The organism is Exiguobacterium sp. R-17, assembly GCF_049913315.1.
In the GTDB taxonomy this organism is placed as follows: Bacteria; Bacillota; Bacilli; order Exiguobacteriales; family Exiguobacteriaceae; genus Exiguobacterium_A.
On the sequence record NZ_CP184372.1, the window covers coordinates 2,831,349 to 2,843,263 of the forward strand.

Consider the following 11,915-nt stretch of genomic DNA (forward strand, 5'->3'; position numbering starts at 1 on the left):
CAAGTTCAATGCAGGTTCATCTCCTTTGCAAATGCGAGCAATTCTTCCCGATCGATGAGGCGAACTTGATTCGGTTCTGCCAGTTGATACGCGGCTTCTGTAAAGGTCGAATTCGTAACGACCCATCCCTCGTCCATTTCGTAGAATGGAACCGAGGCAGCGACCTGTTGAACCGCTTCGAGCCCTACAGCCGCACTGTATCGCTTCGCCTGGATGGCAATCTTATACCCTCGTTCATCCTCTATCAACAAATCTGCTCCGAAGTCGCGTGAGGCAGGTGTCAACTCGACCCGATATCCTGCTGTTTCAAATAAATCGGCAAGCCATTCTTCAAATTCTCGTCCTTCCATTCGATCGAGTCTTTTTTCAAGCGACGGCGTTAAAACGGACAAAAGAAGAAAAAGGATACACCCTACTATACTGATGATTAAGATTAAAGGTTCCCAAGAACTCGAAAAAAAATAAGTTCCGAAAATTCCTATCATGGCAAACAAAGCTGCTAGTAACAATCGTTTTCTTTTTAATTGTTTCATCCTACTTTTCCCCTCTACTTCGTCGTGACCTTTTTTTCACTATACTAAAATTCTTCGTTGGTTGCTTCCTTCGACAGGAAACGCGGCTCGTCTTGCAGAAGTAAACTAACGAGGAAAGACTGTCTTAAAATCCACGGTCGAAGACCAGTCAGGAGGTAGCTCATGGCAGAACATTCATCTCCTTCATCGCTACGGATCATCCATTCGACGTTACGTGCTATGAAAGAACCCGTACTTCTTGTCGATGCAGATGGAAAGATTCACTTTCATAATGACGCGTTTCAACACCAGTTCATGACCGCTCCGGATAAAGAAACGATCCAGGAACTTTTTTCGATTACGGATGATTTGTTTCCGATCCAACAGGAAACCATCATTTTGACGACACATCAGTTAACAGTCACAGCGATTGAAGAGACGGACTATTTTCTTGTCCATGTCGCTTCTCTTAAAATAGAAGACTTATTCGATTCAACGCTTGATGCTGCCTTATTCATCACAGATCCGGAGTTTCGGATTCGAGTATACAACGAGGTAGCCAGTACCTTATTCCGATTCGATCTTGCTGAAGACATCATCGGTCTAAAACCGACGATTCTCCATGACGCAAAGGAAGTCGCTACCCGCCGTCAACATCTTGAACAACTGAACTTAAAAGATTTATCAGATGAACAACTCTTCTTACTCCATGGTCGGGAAGCGGAAAATGAATGGACCTATCATCGTCTGGATGGTTCGACGTTCCATGGACGGCTTTATATGACACGTCTGCCGAATGATACGTACTTTTTACTCATTCAGGACATCACGACACAAAAACAAATCGAATGGCACCTGACGAAAAGTGAACGCCGCTTCCGACTCTTCTCGGAGTCCGTCGTCGAAGCCGTCATTTTTCATGATCATGGCATCATCATCGATGCCAACCGTGCAGCAGAGGTCATCTTCCGGACGAAGCTTGAAAAGATGAAAGGAAAAACGACACTTGAGTTGATTCATCCGGATCATCATGCGCGTGTCTTACAACGAATCGAAGAGCATCGAGAAGAGCCCTATGAAGTTCTTGGTCAACGTGCTGACGGAACTTCTGTCGAAATCGAAGTTTTCCCACGTGAAATCATCTACAACAATATCCGCATGCGCGTCGCCGTCGTTCGTGATATCACGGAACGAAAAAAAATCGAGAAAATGCTTGAACGTGAAAAAAATGCCATCATGCGTCAACGTGACATCACACAATCGATTCTTCAAGCCTCTAATGAAGGATTCCTGCTGACGGAAGAGGATGGAAGTTTCATCTTCATGAACGTCAAAGCACGCAAGTTACTTGATGTACCAGGGATTGCGCCAAGTAAGATCCAAGAACGGATCAGCTTGATCCCGAATCTTGATTTGAATACCCGATTCGATATGTTACGACAAGTCGAAGAGCTACTCGCCGGAAAACATTCTGAACTATCGTTTCGTTTTACGTTACAGCGACCGAACGAATCAAGTCCACTTTATTTTGAATTTTATGCGACGGCGATCAAGAAGGAAAAGAGTCGTATTTCTCGTCATGGTTTCTTATTCGTTTTCCGTGACCGAACTGAGGAAGCAAAGATGGATCAAGTCAAGGATGAACTTGTCAGTACCGTATCGCATGAGTTACGGACGCCACTCTCATCGATCCTTGGGTATATGGAATTGCTTCGCTACCGAGAGCAACCAGCTGATAAAATCAAACGTTATGTCGAAATCGTTCATGAAGAGACCAAACGGCTGACGACACTATTAAATGAGTTTTTAGATATTCAGCGTCTAGAGGGTGGAAAACAGGAGTATATCTTTACCTCGTTCTCATTACGCGATCTCCTCACATCGACCGTCGATGCCTATCGGGAAACCGTCGAACACCGGATTGAATTGGAACTGCCGGAAGATCCTGTACTCGTTTTTGCGGATGAGCACAAAATCAAGCAAGTCATGTTGAACTTGCTTTCGAATGCTATTAAATACTCTCCACAGGCGGATCACATCCAAGTCCGTCTCTCGGCAAACGAAGAGAAAGCGACGTTCTCCGTGACCGATTACGGACTCGGTATTCCACAAAATGCATTCGACAAACTCTTTACGAAATTTTACCGGGTCGATAACTCGGACATCCGAAAAATTGGTGGTACCGGACTCGGTCTTGCCATCTGTAAGGAAATCATCGAATCACACGGAGGAGCGATTTCAGTTGAATCAGAAATCAATGATGGTTCGACGTTCACCGTCGTTCTCGAACGCGATCCAAGAAAGGAATGGAATTGATGCGGACCTATTTCATGACGGGTTTTCCCGGCTTTTTAGCGACCAAACTAATTGAACAACTCGCACGTATTCCAGATCAAATCGCTTGTTTTCATGTGCTTCATTTATCGTCAGAACGAAACGCAGCTGTTAAGCGACGCGATGATCTTTTAGAACGCACATCCTTACGACCTGAGCAACTCGCGTTGCACGAAGGCGATATCACGCTCGAACAACTTGCTTTGTCGTCTGATACACGGATGATCCTGCAACAAGAGGTCACACATATCTTTCATCTTGCTGCGCTATACGATTTAGCTACGGCATATGAACCTGCCTTTCGGATCAATGTCATCGGTACCGCGAACGTGACACAGTTTGCCCACACGTGCCGTGCTTTAGAACGCTACATCTACTTCAGTACAGCGTATGTCTCCGGTCTGCGCTCCGGCACGATTCTCGAAGAGGAATTACAGACAAGTCGCTTTAAAAATGCTTACGAAGAAACAAAATACCTTGCTGAAGTGCGCTTACGCAAAGAACTCGGAACGATTCCCTATACAATCATCCGCCCCGGCATCGTCGTTGGACATTCTGAAACAGGTGAAACACCGAAATGGGATGGTGTTTATTTCGTTTTGAACGCGATGCGTCTTCTGCAATCCTTTGCTCCTCTTCCGTATCCTGGTCGAGCAAACGCGCTCGTCAATCTCGTGCCATATGATTATGTCATTGAAGCGACTGCTTATCTCAGTCATGCACCCGTCGGAAAAAATAAGACATATCATCTGACGGATCCATTTCCACATGGCGCACGCGCGATTTTCGAGATGTTACATGTCGCCTATTATGGACGTTACCCGCGTGGTATCGTATCATTTCGGCTCATCAGTACAGCGTTGACACCCACCGTCGCAAAACGACTCCAGATGCAACGTCAGACACTCGATTATTTCATCCATCCTGTTCAATACGATACAACACAGGTCTTACGTGATTTACGAGATACTGGAATCATTTGTCCGGACCTAACAGAAACGATGCCTCGGCTCGTCCAGTATTACCAAACACACGCGACACACTAAAAAAGTCCAATCGCTCTTCCCTAAGGGAAGTCGATTGGACTTTTTTTATCGGTTACCCGATCAACATATTTTCTTTTGGATAACGAATCGTCCGGTCTCGTTGTGCCGCAAACGTGAACAAGATCGTCAAGGATCCCACACGCCCGAGCAGCATCATGAACATGATCAAGAACTTCCCAAAGCTATTTAACTCTGGTGTCACATTCAATGATAGACCGACCGTCCCGAATGCAGAGACGGTCTCAAAGAATAAACCGATGAACGATAGATTCGGTTGACTCAACGCAAGGAGCGTCGTAATCAAAGCGATGAACAATAAACTGAAGACAGCAATCGCATACGCTTTTTGGATTGCCTGTGCTTGCACCGTCCGTCGCATCAGAACGGTCTCACGCTGTCCGCGTAGATACGTCCAGACATTCTTTAAGATGACCGCCGCCGTCGTAACCTTGATCCCGGAGCCTGTCGACGCGGAACCTGCTCCAATATACATTAAGACCATCATCAAGCCGATCGAGAGCGGCACCATCGTCGTTAAGTCGATTGTCTGGAAACCAGCCGTCCGTGTCGTGACGACTTGGAAGAATACGATATGAAGTGCATGAAAGAACGACTCGTCGCGTAATGAACCTAAGTGAGACACCCATTCATAGAGCATCATCGCTAAGACACCCAGTCCGTTAATGACGAATAACGACAGCACCATCAATTTCGAGTGTAGGGAGATTTTTTTGAAGCTTCGTTTTCCCGCGATGTCAGCAATGACCGTAAAGCCTAATCCACCAATCATCAAGAGCGCCGCGATCGTCAGGATGAACGTCGTATCTTGTTGGAAACCAATCAAGTTATCGCCCCAAAGTGCGAACCCTGCATTGTTAAAGGCAGATACGGCATGGAACAAACCGTAGTAAAGTGCTTTCCCAAAGCTATATTTGTATTGAATGAACAAATCGAGCGCAATCAAGAACATACCAACAATTTCGACAAGGACTGTCGTGACGATGATATTTCGAACAAGACGAATCGTTCCCCCTGGGCTATCGAGGTTGAACATTTCTTGGATGATGATGCGCTGACGAATTCCGATCTTTCGCCCTGTCACGCTCAGCAAGACGAGCGCAATCGTCATGAAGCCGAGCCCTCCGACCTGAATCAAGAGCATCATGATAAGTTGCCCGAACAGATTAAAGGCTTCCGCGATATTAATCGTCGATAGACCGGTAACGGTTCCGGCAGAAGTCGCGACGAACAAACAATCGATGAAGGAGATATCTTGCCCCTCCTGTTGCGAAATAGGCAACCATAACAAAAAACCACCTAGCAAAATCGTCAATGTGAAACCCGTCGCGATGAAGCGTGCCGGTTTATCGAACAACTGATGGTACATCAATTCACCCACACGACCAAAACGTGCCAGTGGTGAACGTCTTTTATGCGAGAACATCTTACTCCCCCTAGATTTTTTTCAGACAGAATTGTCTTTATCATACTCCCTCGAATTAAGAAGTTCTATCGAAATATGCAATCGACTAAACGTTTTCTTATTTTTTTGGTAAACTAGATAAAAGTGGACGTGTAATCATTAAAGGAGGTTGAGGGAAACAGTGGACCCTAAGACGGCTGATCATTCGATTGAGGATGTCTGGCGAAGGCTGGAACGGCAATCACAATGGATGCCTGCGCAATTGTATTATCAATTTGAGGAACTCTTGTCACTACATTTGGAGCAACCGATTCTAAATGAATTGTATCAAGTGTTAAAAAAATACGACGTACTGACCGATATAGAGCGTGACGAACGAAACGAAAGCATTCAAATGCTAATCGATGAAAACGGCGCTTGATTCTCGGTTTTTGGATTTCCGAGCAGAAGAAGTGTCTTCTGCTCTTTTATTTTTCGTTCTTATACGCATTACATACAGAAAGGTGGCACACATCAATCATGGATATTGTGTCGATAATCGGGATCATACTAGGTCTTATCACATTGATCGGAGGAATGATCTTAAAAGGTGCGCCTCCAGTCGCCCTACTTAACCCTGCAGCCCTCGTCATCATCTTCGTCGGGACAGCCGCTGCCATCATGATTTCCTTCCCGAAGGAACGCCTAAAGGTACTACCGGCACTGTTTAAAGTCATCTTTTTCGAACAAAAATTAATGACAAAACAAGTCTTACTCGGACAGTTTCTGACACTTTCGACGCAAGCACGGAAAGAAGGACTGCTGTCATTAGAAGCAGCTTTAGAAGAAGTCGACAATGCGTTCATGAAGCGTGGTGTCATGATGGTCATCGATGGGCAGCCATCTGAATATGTCGAGGACGTCATGACGCGCGACCTCGAAAACATGACGGAACGGCATCATGCCAATGCAAACATCTTCACGCAAGCTGGAACTTACGCTCCGACCCTTGGAGTTCTCGGTGCCGTCGTCGGTCTTGTTGCCGCTTTATCCGATCTGTCGGATATTGAAAAATTAGGTCATGCGATCTCAGGTGCCTTCATCGCGACGCTGTTCGGGATTTTCACCGGGTATGTCCTTTGGTTCCCGTTCGCAACGAAACTGAAGCAAAAATCAGCGAGCGAGATTCAACTGTACGAGATGATGATCGAAGGCATTCTTTCGATCCAAAACGGTGAATCACCAAAAAACTTAGAAGATAAGCTACTCGTGTACCTGACACCGAAGGAGCGTGCGAACTATGAAGCGGAAAAAGAAGCCGCATGACGAACATATCTCCGAAGGCTGGTTGATTCCCTACGCCGACTTATTGACCTTACTTCTAGCACTCTTCATCGTTCTTTTTGCTTCGAGTAATGTCGATGCCGTCAAGCTAAAAGCGATGTCCCAGTCGTTTAGCTCCGTCTTCAATGGTGGTTCAGGGATGATTACGAACAGCTCGCTCTCCACTCAAGAAGAAGAGGATTCGAAAAAACTCGACGCGCGAACGAAGGCACAAAGCTATGAAATCGCAGAACTCGAGAAGATTAAAGACGAAGCAAACAAATATATCAAAAATGAACAACTCGAAAAAGACATCAAGGTGGAAATTACAAATGAAGGACTTGTCTTCACGATTCGTGACCGAGCCCTCTTCTCGCCAGCTCAAGCAGAAGTAAGAGGACGCTCGCTTCAAATCGCAGAAGGCATGAGTGCTCTACTCGTCAAGGCAGGACAACGTCAGATTCAAGTCTCTGGTCATACGGATAATATCCCAATCAATACGGCACAGTATCCATCAAACTGGGAACTCAGTGCAGACCGGGCGATCAGTTTCATGCGTGCCTTACAACGCAATCCAAAGCTCGAACCAAAACGGTTTACTGTCAGCGGTTACGGAGAGTTCCAACCGATTGCGTCCAATCAAACAGAATCCGGTCGTAGTCAGAATCGACGTGTCGAGGTATTGATTCGACCATTGATCGACTTAAAAGCAAACGTACTCGACGAAACGAAAGTTAAGTCCGGCACGTAAAAAAAGATCCTTCGTGGTTACCCACGAAGGATCTTTTCAATAATACGGACGAATCATGATATAGACGATGACGCCAGTGAAGCTGACGTATAACCAAAGCGGCATCGTAAAGCGTGTCCATTTTTTATGCTTTTCGAAATTTTGATTCACAGCATGCGCGAGTGACATCAAGACGAGCGGAACGATGACTGCAGCTAGAATGATGTGCGTAATCAAGATGAAGAAATAGATTGGACGAACAAATCCTTCTCCACCGAACTTCGTCGATTCACTGACTGCATGGTACGTGACGTATGAAATCAAGAATAGCGTTGTCGTCGTCATCGCACCACCAATGAAGCGGCGATGATTCACGCGGTTACCGCGACGAATCGAAATCCATGCGCCGAGCAACAGCATGAAGGTAAAACTATTAAAGATGGCGTTCAAAAAAGGAAGTAACGTCCAATCGAATCCTGAGTCGACTTGTACAGGTGGCGCAAAAAATAAGAGAGCCACGAGTAGGTTAATGACAAGAGTCAACAGGATGACGAGTGGGACAAAATTCCGTTTAGTAGCAGGTTGTTGCATGAATCATTCTCCTTGTTTCCAGTCGAAATAACGTTTCAACCATTTTGGGATCGGACCAGCGAATAAACGCTCACGCCAGTAGACATCAGCAGCACGCTGAACGGCAGCACCACGAATCGGATACGGATGCACGACACGTGACAGTTGACCGACCTTATCTTTACGTGCCATTGCATAGACGACTTCTTGCATCCACTCGCCGGCTTGTTCTCCGATCGCATGTGCCCCGATCAGTTTCCCGCGTTTATCGGCGATGAGCTTGACGCGCCCTTCCGTCTGACCATTGATGACGAAACGATCCACTTCATCGAGACCCGTCTGGTAGACTTTGATGTCACCGTGTTTCTTACGTGCTTCTTCTTCTGTCAAACCGAGATGGAACAATTCAGGCGTTGTGAATGTTACCCACGGGACCGCTCGATAATCAGGTTTCGTCCGTAAACCGAACAAAGCATTTGTGACGACGGTTTTTCCTTCTAGTCCTGCGACGTGCGTAAACGGTAAGGAATCAATCGTATCTCCGACGGCAAAGATATGCCGCTGACTTGTCCGGAGCGAACCGTCGACTTGGACGAATCCTTTTTCGACATGAACACCAGCCCGGTCAAGACGTAACGCCTCGATGCGTGGCTTACGACCGACCGCGACAAGAACGGCATCCGTTTCGATGACACGTGATTCCCCATTTGCTTCGACCGTCACTTCGATGCCTCCAGCTGACTTGCGGACATGCGTGACCTTCGTATCGAGATGCAACGTCAATTCTTGCTCGAGCTGACGTTGAATGACTTCGACCATGTCACGATCTTCTTTTCCGAGCAGCGTCTTCATGCCCTCGATAACTGTGACTTCCGTTCCGAGGTGCGCGTAAGCTTGCGACAGCTCAAGACCGATCGCCCCACCACCAATAACGAGCAGCCGCTCAGGACGCTCTGTTAATTCAAAGATCGTCTCGTTCGTTAAATAATCGATCGTATCTAGTCCATCAATCGGTGGAATGATCGGTTGGGATCCTGTTGAGATCGCAAACTTTTCACCAACGACAAGCTGTCCCGCTACTTCGACTTCATGTGCACTAAGGAATGTCGCTTCTCCGATATAGACATCGACACCAAGATCTTCAAATCGTTTCGTTCCATCATGTGATTGAATGATGTTACGCGCACGATCAACGCTTGCTTTCGTTTTAGAATAGACCGCGTCTCCGTTCAGCGTCACGTTGTATTTTTCAGCCGTCCGCTTCATGACGTGCACGTCGTGTGCGGCTTCAATCAAAGCCTTTGAAGGAACACAACCATAATGGAGACAATCTCCACCTAGATGTGCATGGCGTTCAATCAGGGCAACATGTGCACCAAGACTTGCTGCACCGGCAGCAATCGTCATTCCGGCTGCACCACCACCGATGACAACTAATTGATAGGTCTTCATCGCAAACCCTCCTCATACCGACGTGTGATGTCTTCCATCCGTTTACGGTTGACGCCCCAGTCAGAGTATCCGACGCGTGATGCCGAACGGAAATGAATCACTTGTGCGGCTTCATCGAAGTAAAATTCGACGTCATCCTTGAAGCGAAAGACTTTACTCGTAAAGATGGCATGGATGTATGTTCCTTCCTCCTTAACGATTTTGACTCGGTCGAGGCTTTGTAGAATACGTAAGAGGTGGAACTTCGAATCCGCAAGCGTTCCTTTGAACGGGAGCGGACGCATTTTCATATCCTGTAGATCGGTTTGAGTAGATACCGCATTCGGTTTTCCGGAGAGCGGTTGAAGCGTACCATTTGAAACACCAAGTGCCATGACTGATTCCTCCGTTTCCTATCATCTGATCCATTTCGTACTATAATCCACTTTACTTTACCAGTTTCTGTTTCACTCTGCCTGTCTGAGTGTTTACGCTTTCGTGACAGGGAGCAGAATCGTCGCGATGACGCCGCCTTCTGGCTGATTGTCGATGAATAGCTTGCCTTCATGTGCTTCAACAAGCTCTCGACAAATCGATAGCCCGAGTCCCGTTCCGCCCTTTCCTTTTTGCACTTGATAAAACTTTTCCGTGACATGACGTAGGTGTTCTTTCGGAATACCAGGTCCTTCGTCACTGAAAGAAAGGAATAACACACGCTCGGAACGAACGAGTCGAACCGTAATCGCTCCTCCAATTGGTGAAAAACGGATTGCATTATCAAGCAGGTTCAAGAAGACTTGTTTCAATCGGTTTTCGTCGTATAGACCAATGACTTGCGCCGGTAACTTTTGCACAATCTGAACATTTTTCTCTTCCAGCTTTTGACGTAGTTGCGCTGCGACGGTCTCGATGATTTCCGTTAAGTTGACTTCCTGACGGTATAGGACGAGACGACTCGTCTCGAGTTTTGAGAAATCGAGTAACTGTTCAACGAGCGAAATCAAACGCTCCGTCTCTGAATGAATGATGCCCATCCCAAGCGACGCCTCTTCCGGCAACTGATCCTGTTCGACGAGTAACGTCTCACTCCAGCCTTTGATCGATGTCAACGGTGTCCGTAACTCATGGGAGATACCCGAAATGAATTCATCTTTCAATGTTTCCTGTTGTTTGATCTGTTGCCCCATATAATTGATCGTCCGTGCTAGTTCTCCAAGTTCGAACGAATACTCCTCGTTCACCTTAACGTCGTAATGTTGTTTCGCGATTTGGTCCGACGCACCGATTACCTCTTGAATAGGTCGAACGATCGAAGACACCAGACGTGAGGAATAAATGAAGGCAAGTCCCCAAACTACTGTACCCAAGAGGACGATTGCTAAACAAATTTCAATCACACGTCGGTCGATTCGTTCAAGCGATGTCGTATAACGGAGCGCTCCCGTCGTCTGACCGAATGACACGACAGGTTCCGTCACTTCCAGCAAATGCTCTCCCGTCGCCTCATCGTCATATCGTTTCGTGACGGTTTGACCCGCTCTTACTTGATTGACTGCCTCTCGCGTCAATTTACGTTGCGAAATGAACCCTGTCGAGGAATAACGCGGAATGCCTGTCGCATCCAACACTTCGATTTCTGCATCTGGATAGGCATAAGAATCGAGTACATCATGAATCGTCGCTTCTGAATCCGTGTAATCATAAGCGAGACCACTATTTGCAAACAACACCGCACTCGCATTCGCATGACGTTTCAAGACATCCGTCGCCGTCACGTAATAATAGTTATAGGTCACGAATGAGAGAATCCCGATGACAAGTAGGACCGTCACCGTGATGATCGTCATGAATCGCATTAATATCTGGCGCTTCATTCTTCGTTACGCCACTTGTATCCATGTCCCCACAGTGTCTCGATGAACTTCGGTTCCGCTGGATTTTCTTCGATTTTTTGACGAAGACGGCGAATGTTGACATCGACTGTCTTTCGATCGCCGAAATAGTTCTCGCCCCATACCGCATCGAGTAGTTCATCTCGCGACATGACTTGATCCTCATTTTTAATGAAATGACAAAGTAAATCATATTCAGTCGGCGTCACTTCGACGTCAATGCCGTCTTTTTGGACACGCTTCGCTCCTAAATCAATTCGGAACGGTCCAGAAACAAGTTCACGCGGCTGTTTTCTGCGGCGTAATGTCTCTACCCGTCGCAGGAGCGACTGGATACGTGCGAGTAATTCTGCTGGACTGAACGGCTTCGCGATGTAGTCATCCGCCCCTACGCTTAGTCCCATGACTTTATCTTCTTCTCGCGTCCGTGCCGTCAGCATGATGATCCCGACCACTTCATCCTTCGCCCGCGCCTGTTCACAGACAGCGAAACCATCGACTTCCGGCATCATGATATCTAGTAACAGAATATCAAAGGTTTGTTGATCAAATTGCGCGAGTGCCTCTTTTCCGTTTTCCGCTTCAATGACGTCATAGCCTGCCCGTTTCAAATTGATGACGATGAAACTGCGAATCGCGTGTTCATCCTCGGCTACTAGTATTTTGGTCATTCTT

The 11,915-nt window shown here is 46.7% G+C and carries 12 protein-coding genes; 5 read left to right on the top strand and 7 right to left on the bottom strand.

Annotated elements, in window-relative coordinates:
* Window positions 1-5 precede the first annotated feature (5 nt).
* Complete coding sequence (locus ACN9MT_RS14855; protein WP_231496919.1) at window positions 6-350, bottom strand: restriction endonuclease; 345 nt, start codon at window positions 348-350, stop codon at window positions 6-8.
* A gap of 345 nt (window positions 351-695) precedes the next feature.
* Here ACN9MT_RS14855 and ACN9MT_RS14860 point away from each other — a divergent pair, with 345 nt between their 5' ends.
* Together ACN9MT_RS14860 and ACN9MT_RS14865 are read left to right on the top strand one after the other, a co-directional pair.
* On the top strand, window positions 696-2,828 hold the full coding sequence (locus ACN9MT_RS14860; protein ID WP_426272503.1) for a PAS domain-containing sensor histidine kinase: 2,133 nt from the start codon (window positions 696-698) through the stop codon (window positions 2,826-2,828).
* Entirely contained in the window at window positions 2,828-3,892 is a 1,065-nt protein-coding gene (locus ACN9MT_RS14865; protein ID WP_426272504.1) for an SDR family oxidoreductase, read from the top strand. Before ACN9MT_RS14860 ends, ACN9MT_RS14865 begins: the two co-directional genes overlap by 1 nt.
* Window positions 3,893-3,944: 52 nt before the next feature.
* Here the strand turns inward: ACN9MT_RS14865 and ACN9MT_RS14870 are convergent, their stop codons facing one another.
* Complete coding sequence (locus ACN9MT_RS14870) at window positions 3,945-5,336, bottom strand: TrkH family potassium uptake protein (protein WP_035412070.1); 1,392 nt, start codon at window positions 5,334-5,336, stop codon at window positions 3,945-3,947.
* A gap of 160 nt (window positions 5,337-5,496) precedes the next feature.
* Between ACN9MT_RS14870 and ACN9MT_RS14875 the strand changes: the two genes are divergently transcribed.
* From ACN9MT_RS14875 to ACN9MT_RS14885, 3 genes are all read left to right on the top strand, one after another.
* On the top strand, window positions 5,497-5,736 hold the full coding sequence (locus ACN9MT_RS14875) for a hypothetical protein (RefSeq protein ID WP_023469697.1): 240 nt from the start codon (window positions 5,497-5,499) through the stop codon (window positions 5,734-5,736).
* Window positions 5,737-5,834: 98 nt separating this feature from the next.
* On the top strand, window positions 5,835-6,620 hold the full coding sequence (motA, locus tag ACN9MT_RS14880; protein WP_035412066.1) for a flagellar motor stator protein MotA: 786 nt from the start codon (window positions 5,835-5,837) through the stop codon (window positions 6,618-6,620).
* Complete coding sequence (locus tag ACN9MT_RS14885) at window positions 6,595-7,368, top strand: flagellar motor protein MotB (protein ID WP_308102286.1); 774 nt, start codon at window positions 6,595-6,597, stop codon at window positions 7,366-7,368. Before motA ends, ACN9MT_RS14885 begins: the two co-directional genes overlap by 26 nt.
* 36 nt (window positions 7,369-7,404) lie before the next feature.
* Here the strand turns inward: ACN9MT_RS14885 and ACN9MT_RS14890 are convergent, their stop codons facing one another.
* The 5 genes from ACN9MT_RS14890 to ACN9MT_RS14910 all read right to left on the bottom strand — a co-directional run bounded on the left by ACN9MT_RS14890 (window position 7,405) and on the right by ACN9MT_RS14910 (window position 11,911).
* A complete protein-coding gene (locus ACN9MT_RS14890; RefSeq protein ID WP_056064864.1) occupies window positions 7,405-7,938 on the bottom strand; it encodes a DUF420 domain-containing protein in 534 nt (177 codons plus the stop codon).
* 3 nt (window positions 7,939-7,941) lie between these two features.
* Entirely contained in the window at window positions 7,942-9,369 is a 1,428-nt protein-coding gene (locus ACN9MT_RS14895; RefSeq protein ID WP_035412058.1) for a dihydrolipoyl dehydrogenase family protein, read from the bottom strand.
* Entirely contained in the window at window positions 9,366-9,743 is a 378-nt protein-coding gene (locus tag ACN9MT_RS14900) for a DUF1499 domain-containing protein (protein ID WP_056064860.1), read from the bottom strand. Before ACN9MT_RS14900 ends, ACN9MT_RS14895 begins: the two co-directional genes overlap by 4 nt.
* Before the next feature lie 93 nt (window positions 9,744-9,836).
* Complete coding sequence (locus ACN9MT_RS14905; protein ID WP_035412052.1) at window positions 9,837-11,222, bottom strand: sensor histidine kinase; 1,386 nt, start codon at window positions 11,220-11,222, stop codon at window positions 9,837-9,839.
* The gene (locus ACN9MT_RS14910) at window positions 11,219-11,911 is read right to left on the bottom strand and encodes a response regulator transcription factor (RefSeq protein ID WP_035412051.1); all 693 of its coding nucleotides are present in this window, start codon (window positions 11,909-11,911) and stop codon (window positions 11,219-11,221) included. Before ACN9MT_RS14910 ends, ACN9MT_RS14905 begins: the two co-directional genes overlap by 4 nt.
* Window positions 11,912-11,915 lie beyond the last annotated feature (4 nt).